Source organism: Oceanihabitans sp. 2_MG-2023, from assembly GCF_030547245.1.
Lineage (GTDB): Bacteria > Bacteroidota > Bacteroidia > Flavobacteriales > Flavobacteriaceae > Oceanihabitans.
Window position 1 is genome coordinate 233,851 of the sequence record NZ_JAUOQT010000004.1, and the last position, 17,375, is coordinate 251,225.

At 29.9% G+C, this 17,375-nt stretch carries 15 protein-coding genes; 8 read left to right on the plus strand and 7 right to left on the minus strand.

Going from position 1 to position 17,375, the window contains the following annotated elements; translation table 11 throughout:
- The first annotated feature begins 24 nt into the window (after positions 1 to 24).
- The 3 genes from menD (at position 25) to Q4512_RS10520 (ending at position 3,203) form a co-directional block, all read left to right on the plus strand.
- On the plus strand, positions 25 to 1,785 hold the full coding sequence (gene menD / locus Q4512_RS10510) for a 2-succinyl-5-enolpyruvyl-6-hydroxy-3-cyclohexene-1-carboxylate synthase (RefSeq protein WP_303424238.1): 1,761 nt from the start codon (positions 25 to 27) through the stop codon (positions 1,783 to 1,785).
- A 128-nt stretch (positions 1,786 to 1,913) separates the two neighbouring features.
- Positions 1,914 to 2,255, plus strand: a complete 342-nt coding sequence (locus Q4512_RS10515) for a DUF2853 family protein (RefSeq protein WP_203459243.1) — start codon at positions 1,914 to 1,916, stop codon at positions 2,253 to 2,255.
- 117 nt (positions 2,256 to 2,372) lie between these two features.
- Entirely contained in the window at positions 2,373 to 3,203 is an 831-nt protein-coding gene (locus tag Q4512_RS10520) for a S1 RNA-binding domain-containing protein (protein ID WP_303424239.1), read from the plus strand.
- Positions 3,204 to 3,206: 3 nt separating this feature from the next.
- Here the strand turns inward: Q4512_RS10520 and Q4512_RS10525 are convergent, their stop codons facing one another.
- The gene (locus tag Q4512_RS10525) at positions 3,207 to 3,632 is read right to left on the minus strand and encodes a hypothetical protein (RefSeq protein ID WP_303424240.1); all 426 of its coding nucleotides are present in this window, start codon (positions 3,630 to 3,632) and stop codon (positions 3,207 to 3,209) included.
- 203 nt (positions 3,633 to 3,835) lie between these two features.
- Positions 3,836 to 4,258, minus strand: coding sequence for a hypothetical protein (locus Q4512_RS10530; RefSeq protein WP_303424241.1), 423 nt, complete (start codon positions 4,256 to 4,258; stop codon positions 3,836 to 3,838).
- A 264-nt stretch (positions 4,259 to 4,522) separates the two neighbouring features.
- On the opposite strand from Q4512_RS10530, the gene Q4512_RS10535 reads away from it, so the two are divergent.
- From Q4512_RS10535 to Q4512_RS10545, 3 genes are all read left to right on the plus strand, one after another.
- The gene (locus Q4512_RS10535; RefSeq protein ID WP_303424242.1) at positions 4,523 to 5,362 is read left to right on the plus strand and encodes a 1,4-dihydroxy-2-naphthoyl-CoA synthase; all 840 of its coding nucleotides are present in this window, start codon (positions 4,523 to 4,525) and stop codon (positions 5,360 to 5,362) included.
- A 3-nt stretch (positions 5,363 to 5,365) separates the two neighbouring features.
- A complete protein-coding gene (menA, locus tag Q4512_RS10540; RefSeq protein ID WP_303424243.1) occupies positions 5,366 to 6,268 on the plus strand; it encodes a 1,4-dihydroxy-2-naphthoate octaprenyltransferase in 903 nt (300 codons plus the stop codon).
- Between the two features lie 199 nt (positions 6,269 to 6,467).
- Complete coding sequence (locus Q4512_RS10545) at positions 6,468 to 7,145, plus strand: metal-dependent hydrolase (protein WP_303424244.1); 678 nt, start codon at positions 6,468 to 6,470, stop codon at positions 7,143 to 7,145.
- A gap of 26 nt (positions 7,146 to 7,171) precedes the next feature.
- Here Q4512_RS10545 and Q4512_RS10550 read toward each other — a convergent pair whose 3' ends face one another.
- On the minus strand, positions 7,172 to 7,648 hold the full coding sequence (locus Q4512_RS10550) for a hypothetical protein (protein WP_303424245.1): 477 nt from the start codon (positions 7,646 to 7,648) through the stop codon (positions 7,172 to 7,174).
- A 549-nt stretch (positions 7,649 to 8,197) separates the two neighbouring features.
- Here Q4512_RS10550 and Q4512_RS10555 point away from each other — a divergent pair.
- Both Q4512_RS10555 and Q4512_RS10560 read left to right on the plus strand, forming a co-directional pair.
- Positions 8,198 to 8,944: a hypothetical protein gene (locus Q4512_RS10555; RefSeq protein ID WP_303424246.1), complete on the plus strand. Its 747-nt coding sequence runs from the start codon at positions 8,198 to 8,200 to the stop codon at positions 8,942 to 8,944.
- A 9-nt stretch (positions 8,945 to 8,953) separates the two neighbouring features.
- Complete coding sequence (locus Q4512_RS10560; protein ID WP_303424247.1) at positions 8,954 to 9,757, plus strand: sulfotransferase family 2 domain-containing protein; 804 nt, start codon at positions 8,954 to 8,956, stop codon at positions 9,755 to 9,757.
- A gap of 68 nt (positions 9,758 to 9,825) precedes the next feature.
- Here Q4512_RS10560 and Q4512_RS10565 read toward each other — a convergent pair whose 3' ends face one another.
- From Q4512_RS10565 to Q4512_RS10580, 4 genes are all read right to left on the minus strand, one after another.
- Positions 9,826 to 10,095, minus strand: a complete 270-nt coding sequence (locus Q4512_RS10565) for a DUF202 domain-containing protein (RefSeq protein ID WP_303424249.1) — start codon at positions 10,093 to 10,095, stop codon at positions 9,826 to 9,828.
- Positions 10,096 to 10,102: 7 nt separating this feature from the next.
- Positions 10,103 to 11,698 carry a class I SAM-dependent methyltransferase gene (locus Q4512_RS10570; RefSeq protein WP_303424251.1) on the minus strand — a complete coding sequence of 532 codons (1,596 nt, stop codon included), beginning with the start codon at positions 11,696 to 11,698 and terminating at the stop codon, positions 10,103 to 10,105.
- Between the two features lie 83 nt (positions 11,699 to 11,781).
- Positions 11,782 to 14,193: a thiamine pyrophosphate-dependent enzyme gene (locus Q4512_RS10575; protein WP_303424679.1), complete on the minus strand. Its 2,412-nt coding sequence runs from the start codon at positions 14,191 to 14,193 to the stop codon at positions 11,782 to 11,784.
- A 411-nt stretch (positions 14,194 to 14,604) separates the two neighbouring features.
- Entirely contained in the window at positions 14,605 to 17,346 is a 2,742-nt protein-coding gene (locus Q4512_RS10580) for a metalloprotease (protein WP_303424252.1), read from the minus strand.
- Between the last annotated feature and the right edge of the window lie 29 nt (positions 17,347 to 17,375).

Genomic DNA, 17,375 nt, shown 5'->3' on the forward strand with positions numbered 1-17,375 from the left:
CTGTTTTGTATCTTTGGTTGTTAGATGAAATACCCAAAAATTCCTTTAGCACAAACCGTTATTCAGCTTTGTAAAACAAAGAATATAAAGCATATTGTTATTTCTCCAGGAAGTAGAAATGCGCCATTAACCATTGGATTTACTCACGATGATTTTTTTACATGTTACAGTATTGTAGATGAACGTTGTGCTGCATTTTTTGCTTTAGGAATTGCGCAACAAATACAAAAACCCGTTGCAGTTGTTTGTTCATCTGGTAGTGCATTGTTAAATTATTATCCTGCAATAGCTGAAGCTTTTTACAGCAATACACCATTAGTAGTTTTATCTGCGGACAGACCAAAGCATTTAATTGGAATTGGAGATGGACAAACCATTAATCAAGAAAATGTGTACGAAAATCACATCTTGTATTCGGCAAATTTAAAACAAGATATTAAAGAAGAAAATAGTTTTGTTCAAAATGAAGAATTACCAATTTTTAAGAATCTTGAAAATAAATTAGAAAAATTTTTAGGCTTACAGCAAGGTATTCAATTGCAAAATGAAAAAGAAATAAATGAAGCTTTAAACATTGCAATCTATAAAAGTGGTCCAGTACATATTAATATCCCGTTTGATGAACCTTTGTATGAAACTGTAGATACTTTAACAGTAAAACCAAAAGTCGTTGAGGTTACTTTAAAACCCAATAAAATGGAAGATTTACTTGTATCAAAATTAGTTTCCGATTGGTATGATGCTAAAAGGAAAATGGTAGTCGTTGGTGTAAATAAACCAAATAGTATAGCCCAAAAATGGTTGGATGAGCTTGCAGATGACGAGAGTGTTGTGGTTTTCACAGAAACGACTTCAAATATACATCATCCTTACTTTTTTAACAGCATAGACAAGATAATAGCTCCCTTAGATGTAGAAGGCTTTAAAGCTTTACAACCAGATATTCTAATAACTTTTGGTGGATTAATAGTGTCTAAGAAAGTTAAGGCCTTTTTACGAACTTATAAACCAAAACAACATTGGCACATAGGAACAGAAAAAGCAAACGATACTTTTTTCTGTTTAGAACATTCTATAAAAATGGCACCAAATCTATTTTTTGAACAGTTTTTAAATGAAGTTAAGCACCTAACTAAAAGCGATTATCAAGATTATTGGAAGGCTGTAAAAAAAGAACGAAAAAAGAAGCATACAGCTTATTTTGAAAATATAGCATTTTCCGATTTAAAAGCCTTTAAATCTATTTTAAAGTCAATTCCAGATCATACCGTTTTACAATTAAGTAACAGTTCTACCATTAGGTATGCGCAGCTATTTAATATTAATAAAACATTAGAAGTTTATTGTAATCGAGGAACTAGCGGAATCGATGGAAGTACAAGTACGGCTGTTGGTTGTGCTGTAGCAAACACAAAACAAACTATTTTTATAACAGGAGATTTAAGCTTCTTTTACGATAGTAATGCGCTTTGGAATAATTATATACCTACTAATTTTAGAATTATTGTTATAAATAATGAAGGAGGAGGGATTTTTAGAATACTTCCAGGAGATAAGAACTCTGAAAATTTTGATACCTTTTTTGAAACCAAACACCATCTTTCTGCTAAACATTTAAGTACAATGTATGGTTTTACTTATGAAAGTGCTACTAATTTAGAAGAGCTACAGTCTGTTTTATCTTCATTTTATTCTGAAGGAGAAAGCCCAAAAATTTTAGAAGTCTTTACACCTAGAACTGCTAATGACACGGTATTATTAAATTATTTTAAGGCGATAAGGTAGTTTATCGTTAAATACCGTTGTTTAATCGATAAAATAAAGTCTTTAATATTTTTTTCTTATTAGAAAATATTTAAATAGCGTATCTTTAGAATACTTAAAACAATCAATAACAATAAAATATAATAAGAATGAGTAAAAGAGATGATTTAATTGTAAAGTATGCTGCAGATTTAAAAGACAAAATTGGTGTAACTCCAGATATGGATTTATTAACTAAAGTAACAATTGGTTGTGGACCATCTATTTACAATGCAGATGCTGCAACAGTTTCAGGATCTGATGCATCTGAACTTGCAACAGTAAAAAACAATTTTTTAATAAAAAAATTAGGCTTAGCAGACAGTGCAGATTTAGATAAAGCTATAGATTCTGTAATGGAAAAATATGGTAAATCTAACAGAAGTAAATATAGAGCAGTTGTATATTACTTATTAACACAACATTTCAAAAAAGAGTCTGTTTACAAATAGACCTTTAATTATAAAATTTATAAAAAGCGCTACAGCAATGTAGCGCTTTTTTGTTTTCTGTTAATTTCGTAATTAAAAAATAACATTTTTAACTTTTAATATCCTTACTTTTGCAGCATGATACATTTAGGAAAATACAATACGCTTTCTATTATACGTGAAACAGAACCAGGATTATTCTTGAGTGATGAAGAAGATAATGAAGTCTTACTACCCAATAGATATGTACCAGAAACATTTAAAATTTGGGACAAGTTAGAAGTGTTTGTTTATTTAGATAATCAGGAACGTTTAGTTGCAGTAACCGATAAACCATATATACAACGTAATGAATTTGCTTTATTGCGCTGTAATGAAACTACTAAATTTGGAGCTTTTTTAGATTGGGGAATGGTAAAAGAATTGTTTTGCCCATTTAAAGAACAAGCCTACGAAATGAAAAAAGGAGGCTGGTATTTGGTATATTGTTTTTTAGACGAAGAAACGAATAGGTTAGTAGCTTCAAGTAAGACGAATCAGTTTTTAGATAATAACGAACTGAGTGTTGCAGAATTTGATGCAGTAGATTTAATAGCATCCCATAAAAGTGATATTGGTTGGAATGTTATTATAAATAAAAAACACTCTGGTTTAATTTATACCGATAATATTTTTCAAGATATTAGTGTAGGCGATAAGCTGAAAGGAGTTGTTAAAAAAATTAGACCAGGAAATAAAATAGATATTATTTTAGGGCAAGTAGGTTATCGAAATATTGAACCCAATGCAGAAAAAATAATGAATCATCTTCAAGATAATAACGGTTTTTTAAACTTAACAGACAAATCAAATCCCGAAGTGATTAAAGAATTACTCCAAATGAGTAAAAAGAGCTTTAAAAAAGCTGTAGGGTCTTTATACAAGCAAAAACTTATTGAAATTAAAGAAGACGGAATTCATCAAGTTTAGATATTAAGTGTTATTTTTTGTTGCATTATAATTTATTTCTTTTACCCAACTAATCGCTTCAAAAAGATTCTTAAATCGAGCAATTTTAGAATTATAAAACAATTTTTCTATTAAAGCATTTAACCAGCCATTTTCTGTATAAGAAACTATTGCGTAACCATTTAAACGCTTTCCAGACTTAAAAAAAATATTCCAATCAATCGGATTAATAGAGTATGGATTTATTCTATTAGATATGTAGCAAATTTGAGGGTTTTCTCCATAATAATCGGTAGCCATATTTATAATCTCTTGTACAGTCTCCCAGTTTATTATAGCGCCTTGGTTAATTTCAGATACAATAAAATCTTTAAAAAAATAGAAAGTACCATTTTTAGAAGTATGAATCTCTTCAATAAAATTGCTTAAGTTAGTTTCAATAATTTTCATTTATTACATGAAGTACCATTAACTTCTAATTAAAAATTAATGGTACTATTTGGTATTTAATAACTTTAATAAAATATACTTACCTAAATAAGTAGTTTTGTAGGTAGGGTTTGGAGCAAAAAAGTTATAGGAGGCTTAAGGTAGATTAAATTAGTTTTTAGGTGCTATTTAATTCGTTTTTAGGGTTTTTTAATCTACCTTATTTAAGCGATCCTTTTATCCGTAATATTTGAAAAACTATGTATAGCATCTTGTAAATCTTTAAAACATTCTGTTTTACATTTTATAAACGTTTGTTCTAATTTTGCATTAGAATATGCCAATGCATTATAATAAACAAAGGAAATACTTTTTAGGTTTTTTGCATTTTCATTTTTATAGAAATCAAACCAGTATGTAGGCACTACAGAGTAATTGTTTACTCTATTTGAAATTACATGTAAACAGGTGTTTTTTCCATAATGATTAAATATTAATTCTGTTAATTCCTTTGAACATTTTGAATCATATATAACAGCTTCATTTACTTCTGTAACAATAAAATGTTTAAAACAGTATACCATACCAAAATTTGTTTTTATTGCGGTATGTTTTAGTGTAACATATTTAGAATCAATTAATTTCATTCCTTTGCTTTCAGTTTCGAAGCAAAATTAGACGGGATTACTTTTATACGTATAATTCTTTTTTACAAAATCAATTTTAACGATTAAAATCAATAAACATCGACAAAATACATTGTCTGTGTAAGAAAAAACATCAATCTAGAAAACCGAACGATTTTGAACTATCTGTAAAACAGTTGTTTAAGTTTAGTTTTGAAGCTTTACGTAAATTATTAGTTGTAGTAGTTTGAAAAAAGAAGTATTTTTACTCTCCAAAAAAAAACGATGAGTCAAACAAATTGGATAACAGCAAAAGAATACGAAGACATTACATACAAAAAGTGTAATGGGGTTGCTAGAATAGCTTTTAACAGACCAGATATTAGAAATGCATTTAGACCAAAAACGACTAAAGAATTATATGATGCTTTTTATGATGCAGGAGAAGACACTAGTATTGGTGTAGTATTATTATCTGCAGAAGGACCGTCTACCAAAGATGGTATTTGGAGTTTTTGTTCTGGAGGAGATCAAAAAGCAAGAGGTCATCAAGGGTATGTTGGTGAAGATGGTTACCACCGGTTAAATATTCTTGAGGTACAACGTTTAATTCGTTTTATGCCAAAAGCAGTAATCGCTGTAGTTCCAGGTTGGGCTGTTGGTGGAGGTCATAGTTTACATGTGGTTTGCGATTTAACATTAGCAAGTAAAGAACACGCCATTTTTAAACAAACAGATGCAGATGTAACTAGTTTCGATGGAGGTTATGGTTCTGCTTATTTAGCTAAAATGGTTGGGCAGAAAAAAGCACGTGAAATCTTTTTCTTAGGAAGAAATTATACTGCTCAAGAAGCTTTCGATATGGGTATGGTAAATGCAGTAATTCCCCATGCTGAATTAGAAGAAACAGCTTATAATTGGGCGCAAGAAATACTAGAAAAATCGCCAACATCTATTAAGATGCTAAAGTTTGCAATGAATTTAACAGATGACGGTATGGTTGGTCAGCAAGTTTTTGCTGGTGAAGCTACTCGATTAGCTTATATGACAGATGAAGCAAAAGAAGGACGTGATGCTTTTCTTGAAAAACGTAAACCAAACTTTCCTAAAAAGTGGATTCCATAATTTATGAGTACACTTAAATATTGGGTACAAGCTGCAAGATTAAGAACTTTGCCACTTTCTATTTCCGGAATAATAGTAGGTACCGCTTTGGCTGCATATAATGGTTTTTTTGATTGGCAAGTTTTTACATTAGCAATATTAACAACTATTAGCCTTCAAGTACTTTCAAATTTTGCAAACGATTATGGAGATGGTGTAAAAGGAACAGATAATGAAGATAGAATTGGTCCACAACGAGCATTACAAAGTGGAAACATTTCATCAGAAGCAATGCTGGAAGTAATTAAAAAAAACATTCTTATTTGTATTATTTTATCTTTTAGCTTAATCTATTCCGCATTTGGCTCTAAACACTTATTATATGCATTAGCATTTTTTGTTATAGGTTTATCATCTATCTATGCTGCAATTAGATATACTATGGGAAATAATGCTTATGGTTATAGAGGTTTAGGAGATGTTTTTGTTTTTTTGTTTTTTGGTTTAGTAAGTGTGATAGGAAGTTATGTTTTATATAGTAAACAAATTGATCATGTTACTTTTTTACCTGCTTGTGTTCTAGGTTTTTTAAGTGCAGCAGTGCTTAATTTAAATAATATGAGAGATATTGAATCGGATAGAAAAGCGAATAAAAATACTCTAGTAGTTAAATTAGGAAGCAGTAAAGCAAAAAAGTATCATTACTTTTTAATTATTTCAGCCATAATTTTATCCTTTGTTTTTGGAATTTTATATTATACCTCTATATTTAATTTGCTATTCCTTATCGCATATATCCCTTTGTTTATACACTTAAAAAACGTTAAGAACAATACCAATCCTGTGCATCTCGATCCAGAGCTTAAAAAATTAGCACTTACCACTTTTTTATTAGCCATTCTGTTAGCTATTGGTCATTTGTTGTAATACATTTCTTATAATAATTGTTTTTGCTATTAATTTTAATTATAAGTATTTGTAAATCAAATAATTATATGTATATTTATTTTGTTGATGCTTTATGGTATACTAAAGTATGAACTTCAATTTTGGGGATTGAAAAACTCAGACAAATTCTTCAATATGTCTGAGTTTTTTTTGTAATTTTCTTTTCTAAAAAATAATTATGAAAATCACATTTTTCGGGCATGCAAGTTTAGGTATTCAAATTGAAGATGTACATATTCTTGTCGACCCATTTATTACAGGAAACCCAAAAGCTTCACATATTAATATAGAAACTTTACAAGCAGATTATATATTACTAACACATGCACATCAAGATCATATTTTAGATGTGGAAGCAATAGCAAAACGTACAGATGCAGTAATTATTTCTAATTATGAAATCGTAACACATTTTCAAAATTTAGGATTAGAAGGGCATCCAATGAATCATGGCGGAACTTGGGATTTTGAATTTGGAAGCCTTAAATATGTTAATGCGATACATACTTCCTCTTTTCCTGATGGAAAATATGGAGGACAACCAGGAGGTTTTGTTTTAGAAGGTGAACATAAAAATATATATATAGCAGGAGACACTGCTTTAACGTATGATATGAAATTAATACCGCTGCAAACAAAGTTAGATTTAGCTATTTTACCAATTGGTGACAATTTTACTATGGGAATAGCTGATGCTATTCTTGCAAGTGATTTTGTGCAATGTGATAAGGTCTTAGGATATCATTTTGATACTTTTGGCTATATAGAAATTGACCATGAAGCTGCTAAAAAAGAATTTTTTAATAAGGATAAAGATTTGATGCTTTTAGATATTGGTGAAAGTATAGAGCTTTAAACTACCCGTTTTAATAGCTAAATGTATTAATTTTCTAAATCCTCTAAAGCCATTGTGTAATCGTATTGTAAGTCTTCATGTAAACCCGAAATTATTTTTTTTATAGAATTTATTTGTCTGTCATAAATATTGGTAAGCGTAACGTTTCTTTTTATAGATGGTTTAAAGGCTTTAAGTTTTTGGCAAAAGTAGAGTAGTAGCTCTACTTCGGTTTCTTTTTTTAAAGAATAGCGACTAAATTTTTTTATGAGTCTTAATATTTTACGCACACTCTTTTTAATATAAAAATAACTATCTGTATTTATGGTTTCAAACTGAGTATCTATTTCCTGTTTTACGTTTTCAATATATTCTGCTTCATCATGTGCTTCAAAAAGCAAATAAGTAAGCAGTTCTTTATTTTCCTTTTTAAAGCGAGATAAACGCAAACAAAGATTCATTAATTCTTCGGTAGAGTTATGTTTTAGTTCGTCTTTAAGTTGTTTTACAGTAGCTGTTTTCATATTTACTTACCTCGAAAGAGGAAATATTTTTAGTTAACACAATCTTTATACTCTTTTTCACTACGAAAAAGGGATTAAAGCTTTTTCACGTTTAGATGCTTAAAATTGTACCTTTTAGCTTTAAAATCGAAAATAGCCATTGCTTTGCAATCAAATAAAAGTTTGTCTTTTGTTATTTTCTGTCCAAAATGTATTCACGCTAAAAGGAGTAGCATAAATAATATGTTTTTTATAAAACTATTTTTGTTTTCTAATTCTAGTTGCAAAATACGAAAACTAAGCTTAGAAGGTTTTATATTACTATATTTTATAATGCTTATTTACTTAAAATAATCTAGTAAATCATACTGTTGTTTTCGAGTTTGCCCTATCTATCTTTATCATTATATTTATTTTGTTAATGTAGGATTTTAATAAAAGTATAAATTAGTTTTTATCGTTTAAAAAATAATAATGCAACTATTAAAAATAGATATGACTATAACTAAGTTATTATTTGGTTGTTTTTTTATTAAATTGCTTTATAAAAATGTTTTATTTTAATATACTATGGGAATATTAAATTTTTTTAAACCAAACTCTTCTTCTGTACTAAAAATTGATGAAGTTTTATATTCAGAACTAGATAAAAATACTTTCTTAACTAAGTATTTGAATCCAAGAGTGCCTTTAATTATTAAAAATGGAGCTCATGATTGGCCATTAATTAAGTTGTGGACCAAAGATTATATTTCCGAAAAAAATGGGGATTACTTATGTACCGTAATTAGTGATTCAAGGCCTGCCTATTCTAAAGATAAAACGACGCTAAAAAATTACTTCAACACGCATAAAAATAAGAGTACCTTAACATTGGAGGGGTATGATCGAAAAAAGGAGCCTTTTTTTTTGAAGGGAATAAAATTTCCTAATATGTTTTTTTCAAAGAAGAATATACATCGGTTTTTCTTTTATCATTCTGTTAAAGACGCTGGTACTTTGCCTCACATTCATAGAGATGCCTTTAATATTCTTCGGGAAGGAGAGAAACGTTGGGTTATGTATGATGCCGATAGGATTATAGCACCAAAAGGTTATTCATTAATGATGAAGACTCATAAAAAATATCCTCCTGGCACTCATGCTAAAGATTGGTTTAAAAAGGAGTACGCTAAACTTCCTGCTAAGGTAGATAAGGTTTATGAATGTATACAATCTCCAAACGATATTGTTTTTATTCCAATAAACTATTGTCATACGGTTATCAATAATTCAAATGAAGTTCTCGGATTAGTGGTAGAAGTATTACGTTCTTAAAATATTTATATGATCAAATTATTTCAAAGAAAGAATATATCAAAAAAAAATGCTTTTTTTTTACACATCCCTAAAACTGGAGGGTCTACATTTGTAGGGTTATTAAAGGATTCTATTAAAATTACAAAAGAAGATTATAAATTACCTTCCCATATTATCGACCAAATTGGCAATGTTAAAATTAGTCATATAGATTTTAGTACTAAACACCGTTATTTTCAATCTCCCGAAATCTTTGATAAGTCTTTACATTTAAATTTTAAGGATAAATTTTTAATATTTATGCTTATTAGGCATCCAGTGGACAGAATTGTTTCGGAGTTTACATTTCAATATCATATACTTAACGGAAAAGATGGTAATACAAACGCTGCTATTATTTCTAAACTTAGGCCACTGCCTAATTCATTAAAAGAATATATTAAATTCCCGCACACACATAATTATCAAATTAAATTTCTACTAGGTCGAAAAATAGCTGATCCAAAACCCATAACAGCCAGCGACTATCAGAAAATCATTGATAGTATTGAAACTCTTTCTATTCATTGCGGTCTAACAGAAAATTACAGTCAATTTTTGCACCAATTTCAAGAATTAACATCCGTAAAATTAAAGAAGCATATTACGATAAGAAAAAGGACACCTATTGAATATGAAATGTTTCTAGATGATGCTTTAAAAAGTAAAATTTTGAAATACAATGCATATGATTATAAACTTTATTCTTATGTAAAAGAAAAGCTAAATAATAAAGCTGGAATGAATTTCAATACATTCAAATATAATAATAGTAACGATTTTATTGTGTGATTTTTTTAACTACTCTTTTTCAAGTATAGTTTTTATGGCCAGTTTATTTTTATAATTAACAGTTTTGTTTACTGCGATGTTTTGTAGTGTTTATTAATTGTTTTTTTCACTCGAAATAATCGATATAAACCTATTAATAAAATGATAGGAGAAATAGCTAATAGCGTTACCCCAAAGGTTTTAAGTTCGGAAAAAAGGTCTAGTTTTAAAATAGCTAACCCTGTACCAAGTATTACTAAAAAAGTTCTAAAATAAGCTAAAAAAGTACGTTCGTTTGCTAGCTTAGTTCTTTCTATTGCGAGCCAATCCCTTGTAGTTAATGTATCTGATTCTGTCATTTTTACTTTATCCTTTTAATAAATTTACACTTACTGTTGCTAAGTCGTTATCTGGAAATTTCGAAAAATAATTTGCATCTGGTTGCAAGCCTACTTCGGTAGCTATTTTGTTAAATACGTCAACTTCTAAAATAAATTGGTCGCTATAACCATGTGTAGCATCGTAGGCAGTTGCTGCAGTTTTTCCAATATTTTGTGCAGTAAGTTTTGGGTTAATGGTGTGTAACTCGATAATTAATAAACCAAATTGCTCCACATAAGGTTTCCATTTTAATAAATGTTCTCGTAAAGAGTCTTCTACTAAATTATTAGGCAAACGTTTTCCTTGATTTGCATATGCTCCAGTAGAAGTGCTTACTTTATTACTAATCACTTCTGGTGTTTCCCAAATTCGGTTATGATCTAAAAAGGTACGAACATTTAGTAAATCTTTAAGTGCTATATTATAATCTTCTTTAAGGTCTTTAGCTAATAAATCGGGTCTACCAATATCGCCCCAAATTACTTTAGCCCAGATATCTGCTTTTATTAAATTTGCTCTGGTTACTTTTAGTGCAGCCTGATTAAAATCTGCACCAACCAATAATAACGGGTGTTCTTCCAGCATTTTACCACGAATAGTTTGGTGTTCAATGACATCAAAAATATGATTTATAAAAGCGCCATTACCACAACCCATATCTAGAATCCCTTTAGGTTGTTCATTAATTGGTTTATTAAAGAGTTTAATAATTACTTGATCTATTACTTTAAAATACGTTGAATGCGCACCACCACTTCCCCAAACATTCATTTCTCGATGTACATGTTTTTCCGTTTCTTGAGGTGAGTTTGTTTTTAATACTAAAGGATTTCCAAAAAGCAATTCGTCTAATTGTAAAAAAGTTGGTAAATAAGAAACAGTTACCCCATAGGCACTAGCTCTTTTTGCAAAAAATAACCCTTGATCTGTAAATTGGTAGGTGTTTTTCTTTTTGACAAACCATCCTAAAAACGAAAAGAAGTCTAGAATTTTTTTAAAACTTTCTGGATCTTTATGATATTCTTCTGCTGTAAAAGAAGCTTCCATGAAGTATTTATGAAACAAGCCATTTACACCTAGCATCACAATTATTGGAGCTACGATACAGCCTTCGATATGTTTTAAAACTTGTTGTTCTATTTCTGTTTTTGCTTGTAAGCCAAAATTGCTTTGATAGTTTTTAAAAATCTGCTCTAAAACAATAAAAGTATCTGCACTTATATGGTTTTCTGGGAATGTAACCGAATAGGAGAGCAGCTTAACAGCATCTTCATAATGGCTTGCAAGATGAAAAGCCGCTTCGCTATTTCCATTTATTTGATAAGTTACTTTGTTAGAAACGTTATCTACATGTTGCTGCAGCCAACCTTGTGAAGCTAAAATGCGTAATGCAATGTTTAAGTAGCCTTCGTTAGCTTTAAAACTTGTAGTAATTTCTTCAGTGGTTGTTTTTTTTTGTTCCAATAAAAAATCTAAAACCCCTTTTTTGTAAAGAGAATATGCTGTCGTTGCTGTAGCAATACCATCTAAATGTTTAAAAATAGTTCCTCGAAGTTGTTCTTTGTCTTTTTTGGTAAGCATTTGCTTTTATTGATTTCTATAAATATAAAAAAAACCTTTCAAGTATGTATTGAAAGGCTTTTAAATTCATATTTAAAAAATTGTTATCTCAATTTTGGAAAATCGCTAGGATTTGCTTCGTGCATAACTTGGTAAACAGCTTCAAAAATATCTTCTAATGAAGGTTTAGAAAAATAATCACCATCTGTACCATAAGCAGGACGATGGCTTTTGGCAGTTAAGGTTTGCGGTTTACTATCTAAATACTCGTATGCGTTTTGTGTGTTTAATATTTCATTTAAAATATAAGCAGAAGCACCACCAGGAACATCTTCATCTATAACCATAAGACGGTTGGTTTTAGCTATACTTTTTACAATATCATGATTAATATCAAAAGGTAAAAGGGATTGAATATCTATAACCTCTACATCAATACCCACTTCAATCAATTCTTTTGCTGCTTGAGCTACCATATTTAAAGTAGAACCGTAAGAAACTAAAGTAATATCGCTTCCTTCTTTAATGGTTTCTACGACTCCTAATGGTGTTTTAAATGCACCAATATTGTTTGGCATTTTTTCTTTTAGACGGTATCCATTTAAACATTCTACTACTAAAGCAGGTTCGTCACTTTCTAATAGGGTATTGTAAAAACCAGCGGCTTTTGTCATATTTCTAGGTACTAAAACATGTATACCTCTAACAAGATTAATAACACCTCCCATTTGCGAACCAGAATGCCAAATACCTTCTAGTCGGTGTCCACGTGTACGAATAATTAATGGTGCTTTTTGTCTACCATGAGTTCTATAATGCAAAGTTGCTAAATCGTCGCTCATAATTTGCAAAGCGTACAAGATATAATCTAGGTATTGAATTTCGGCAATTGGTCTTAAACCACGCATTGCCATTCCAATTCCTTGACCTATAATAGTGGCTTCACGAATTCCAGTATCTGAGACCCGCAATTCACCATACTTTTCTTGCATACCTTCTAGGCCTTGGTTTACATCTCCAATATGTCCTGCATCCTCACCAAAAATTAATACTTCTGGATGTTTTGCAAAGAGCGTATCAAAATTATCTCTAATAACTAAACGAGCATCTACTAATTTAGCATCGTCATCATAAGTTGGTTTTACCTCTTTTACATGTAAAGCGGAAAGTTTAGAGTGACTATGTAAATGGGAGCTATATTTAGGTTGGATTAGGTTTATATAATTATTAATCCAGTTTATAAGTTGTGTTTTTTCTGAAGAATCTTCGTTTAGTACATAACGTAACACTTTTCTAGCAGTAGAAATATTATCTTTTCTAATAGGTTCTACAATTGCAGTTAAGTTATTAATTAGTTTCGTTATAAAAACTTTGTTAGCACTCGTTTTAGAAAGGTTTTCAAGGAGAGCAACTAACGTTTTGCGTTCTTGAAGAATTGGAGTGTTATAAGCAGACCAAGCAGCTTTTTTACCTTCACGAACTTGCTTTTTTATATCTTTCTCAATGGTTCTAAGTTCTTCTTTAGTAGCAAAGTTATTGGCAATAATCCATTCGCGCATTTTAAGGTTACAATCGTGAGCTGCTTCCCAATTAAGACGTTCCGTATTTTTGTATCGTTCGTGAGAACCAGAAGTAGAATGACCTTGTGGTTGTGTTAACTCATTAACATGAATTAAAACAGGGATATGATGTGTTCTTGCTATTTTGGATGCTTTTTGGTAGGTATCTACTAAAGCTGGATAATCCCAACCTTGAACTCTTAAGATTTCGTATCCATTGGTATTTTCTTCTCGTTGAAAACCTTTTAATATTTCGGAAATGTTTTCTTTTGTCGTTTGGTGTTTTGCGTGTACAGAAATGCCGTATTCGTCATCCCAAACACTCATTACCATTGGTACTTGTAAAACACCAGCTGCATTTATGGTTTCAAAAAATAAACCTTCACTAGTACTTGCATTACCTATAGTTCCCCAAGCTACTTCATTTCCATTATTCGAAAACTTAGTAGCATCCATTTCATTTATATTTCTATACATTTTTGAAGCTTGCGCTAAGCCCAGTAAACGTGGCATTTGCCCCGCAGTTGGTGAAATGTCGGCACTTGAGTTTTTTTGTTTTGTAAGGTCGTTCCAATTTCCTTTTTCGTCTAAACTATGGGTTGCAAAATGCCCACCCATTTGTCTACCAGCAGACATTGGATCATGTTTAATATCGGTATGTGCATATAGGCCTGCAAAAAATTGCTCAATGGTTAATTCGCCTATAGCCATCATGAAAGTTTGATCGCGATAGTAGCCAGATCTAAAATCTCCATTTTTAAAAGCTTTAGCCCAAGCTAGTTGTGGTATTTCTTTACCATCTCCAAAAATTCCAAATTTTGCTTTACCTGTAAGCACTTCACGTCTACCAAGTAAACTGCACTCTCTAGAAGTTACAGCGATGGTATAGTCTTTTAAAACTTCCGCTTTAAAATCGTTATAAGAAATGTCTTCTATTTCGTCTGGATTAGATGTCATTTTTGATGCTTTCATATATTGCAAATTTACGAAAAATAAAGCGTTTTTGCAATTTTGAAAATCTTAAAAAATTGCGAAATCAATATTGTTTAAAGCGTGATTTTATTAAAAATTAAAAATAATGCAATTATTAGCATTTTTGTTGAATATTTTTTAATGTATTTTCAGTTTATTAATTTTTTATTGAGAATTTTTAAACTGAGAAAAAGTTCTGTTTTTAAAAAAGTTTATAGCACTTTAGTAGGAAAGAATTAGATGTAAATTGTAAAAGCATTCTTATTGTTTGTTGGTAAGTCGGATAATTTCAAAAAGAATTAAAAGTGTTTCAAATGCACATATAAGAATTAGCTTTACAGCGATGATTTCTTTATAGCTTTTATATGTAAAGTATTTTCAGAAAAAGGTATCCAATTAATACCAACGTCTTCTAAACAATCCTAGAAGTGATTGTATGTCTGCTGTGAATTTAAAGCGTATTTTTTGGTTGTATTGTGGTTGCGCTATTTCCCAACCAAGATTAGAATATACAGGGAAATATATTTCAAAATAATCTTCAACTAAATTAATTCGAACACCCGAATCATATACAAACTTGGCGTTTTGGTGTTTGTTTTTTAAAGTTCCTAAATCTCCATAGGCATGAATATATTGCCAAATTGATGTGCTTATGTTTGTTGTTGCCATCCATTGGTTAGCAAAGGGGGTTTCTAATTTAGATTTAAAACCTCCTTCTGCAATAATTAATTCTTGACTAAATAATCCAGTACTTTCAGATCTCCCCAAATAACTGTAATCAAACAAGTAATCAGTTGGTCTGTCCAAAGCAAAATTAAAGTAATTACTGTTAATATCGTTTTTGTTTTTTAAGAATGCACCAGCGAAGAAACGTACATTTAATTGTCTATTGTTTTGGTACAGTTTTCTGTATTCGTAATTAAAGGATACTTTACTAAAATTTTGGGATGCTTGAAAATCTGCAAACCAGCTTGAAAATTCTATTAATCCTGGATTTTTATTAATGTATCTAAGATTAAGTATGTTGTAGTTTGGTGCAGCTTCGTCTAAGAGAATATTATTTACATCTTCGTCTCTATGAATACTAACATATCTAAGGTTTAAATACCCTCTTTTATTAGCGCGTAAGTTTTTTGTGTCTCTAAAATGAAGTGTTATAGATGGTTTAATGGAGGTTACAAATAGGCCAGGAGCATAGCTATCATAACTTCCAGTTAAAACATATTGAATTTTTAATAAGTTTCTATTTGTGGTATTAAACTGATCATATACAACATTTCCAGAGCCTGTTATTGCATTCGATTTTAGACCATATTGTGGAGCTATTTTGTATGTCAGATTTTTTTTAAGCATGGTTTTATTATATGCTTTTGTACCTACAACGATGCCATCATATATATTATTAAACTCTAAAATGGGCATGATTAATACTTGATTGTATCTAGTGTCTTCTACATCTTTTATAAGTCTAATTTGTAAGGGTTTATTTAATAATGAAGCTGTTAATGCTTTTGTGTTATTTCTATTATTTAATTCTGGTGTTATTTTATCTTGATTAATTACTAGTTTTGTTGCCTCGTTTTTTTCTATTTTAATAGTATCTAATTTTTTATTGCTTTTTAGCCATGTTTTATTGATGATGCTATCTTTTTGTAAAGCAAATAACGAAGAAGGCATGTTTGTTTTACTTTTGTTTTTTACAACTACTGTAATAGAATCTTTACTTTTTTCTATGGTTTTAATTTTGTAATCTATCTTTTTAGTTGTTTTTAGATATTCGTCAAAAAACCAATTAATTTCTTTGCTTGCTTTGGGTGTTATAAAATTTTCAAAGTCTTTAGTATTGGTTGCTTTTAATTTTTGATTAGAAACAAATTCAAGAATAGATTTTTCTATATCTAGGTTTTCATCATAACTATTTAAGTACTCTAAACCAATAGCAGCTTTGTTTGGGTTTGCAATATTTTTGTTGAATTTTAACAAAGAATCTTTTTGCATAGTTAGTGGCTGGTCTTGGTTACCTCTGGCCATATTCATAAACAAAAGACTGTATTGATCATTAAAATTAAGCTGTGCAGCATAAAAGGATTTTATTCCCCAAATATTAGAAAGGCTTCCAAAAATTTTCATTTCTGGATAATTTTCTTCTACATACTTTTTTAAATAATAAATTTGAAAACCATCTATTAACCATTGGTCTTTTCGTGGATTTATTAGAAGTGTGTTTTCTAGGTAATTATATAATACGGTTTTTAATAGTTTTAATTCATATTGAAAACTATCTGGAAAAGGACGGAAGAAATCTGGAAGTAAATTAAGTCCGTATATTGGTTTTTTTCTGTAATCTGTATTAGAAACTAATAAGCGTTCATGTGGATAATCGCCAAGATTTTTAGTGATAAATCCAGCAATTTTGTCTGTTAGTAGTACTCTTTCAATTTGTGCTAGATTTTCGTCATCAATACTAGATACCACATTGAAATAATCGGTTTCTACTGTATTAAATTGTGGGTCTTGTAATAAAAATAATTTTGAATTAATTCTATCTTTCCCTTCTAAAGTAGTTGTAATTGTGTTATTGCTTTTGGTGCTTCCGGTTTCGTTAAGTTCTGAAGTTAAAATATAACGCTCAGGATACGTTATTTCAAAGTTGTGATTTGCTTTAGGAATATAAGCATCTTCTAAATCTTTATTACTAAAGTAATGCCATTCGCCATCATAAACTGCAGGAGTGATATACCAATATCGTAATGTAATATTGTTGTCTTTATAAATACCTTGTCTTGTAAACTTTGCATTAGGTATTTGAACTATATAGTTTAATTGTAGTGTGTAGGTTTCGTTAGGAGCTAATGGAGTGTTTAGTTTTACTTTAATAATATCTAGTTGCTCTTTCAGTCTTTCGTGGGATACTTCTTTGTAGTCTTGTTGTAAAGAGGTTATAACCGTATAGCCTCTGTCTTCATTTTTTGCGAAATGAAAATCGTTTTTATATTCTTCAGCAAAACGTTTAGCTAACGGTGTACTTTTTGTGGAATAACTATTGCTCCAATCGGTTAAATAAATGTAATCTAAAGTATTGTTTGTTGTATTTTGGTATTGAATTGTTTGAGCTATTTTAATTTTTTTTTCAGCCACATCAAAAGTAGCCTTAAGGTCAATGGTGT

What these genes read in the sequence shown, in the direction of transcription:
- menD (WP_303424238.1), top strand. Translation starts at nt 25, where the DNA reads ATGAAATACCCAAAAATTCCTTTAGCACAAACCGTTATTCAGCTTTGT.
- Q4512_RS10515 (WP_203459243.1), top strand. Translation starts at nt 1,914, where the DNA reads ATGAGTAAAAGAGATGATTTAATTGTAAAGTATGCTGCAGATTTAAAA.
- Q4512_RS10520 (WP_303424239.1), top strand. Translation starts at nt 2,373, where the DNA reads ATGATACATTTAGGAAAATACAATACGCTTTCTATTATACGTGAAACA.
- Q4512_RS10525 (WP_303424240.1), bottom strand. Translation starts at nt 3,632, where the DNA reads ATGAAAATTATTGAAACTAACTTAAGCAATTTTATTGAAGAGATTCAT.
- Q4512_RS10530 (WP_303424241.1), bottom strand. Translation starts at nt 4,258, where the DNA reads ATGAAATTAATTGATTCTAAATATGTTACACTAAAACATACCGCAATA.
- Q4512_RS10535 (WP_303424242.1), top strand. Translation starts at nt 4,523, where the DNA reads ATGAGTCAAACAAATTGGATAACAGCAAAAGAATACGAAGACATTACA.
- menA (WP_303424243.1), top strand. Translation starts at nt 5,366, where the DNA reads ATGAGTACACTTAAATATTGGGTACAAGCTGCAAGATTAAGAACTTTG.
- Q4512_RS10545 (WP_303424244.1), top strand. Translation starts at nt 6,468, where the DNA reads ATGAAAATCACATTTTTCGGGCATGCAAGTTTAGGTATTCAAATTGAA.
- Q4512_RS10550 (WP_303424245.1), bottom strand. Translation starts at nt 7,648, where the DNA reads ATGAAAACAGCTACTGTAAAACAACTTAAAGACGAACTAAAACATAAC.
- Q4512_RS10555 (WP_303424246.1), top strand. Translation starts at nt 8,198, where the DNA reads ATGGGAATATTAAATTTTTTTAAACCAAACTCTTCTTCTGTACTAAAA.
- Q4512_RS10560 (WP_303424247.1), top strand. Translation starts at nt 8,954, where the DNA reads ATGATCAAATTATTTCAAAGAAAGAATATATCAAAAAAAAATGCTTTT.
- Q4512_RS10565 (WP_303424249.1), bottom strand. Translation starts at nt 10,095, where the DNA reads ATGACAGAATCAGATACATTAACTACAAGGGATTGGCTCGCAATAGAA.
- Q4512_RS10570 (WP_303424251.1), bottom strand. Translation starts at nt 11,698, where the DNA reads ATGCTTACCAAAAAAGACAAAGAACAACTTCGAGGAACTATTTTTAAA.
- Q4512_RS10575 (WP_303424679.1), bottom strand. Translation starts at nt 14,193, where the DNA reads ATGACATCTAATCCAGACGAAATAGAAGACATTTCTTATAACGATTTT.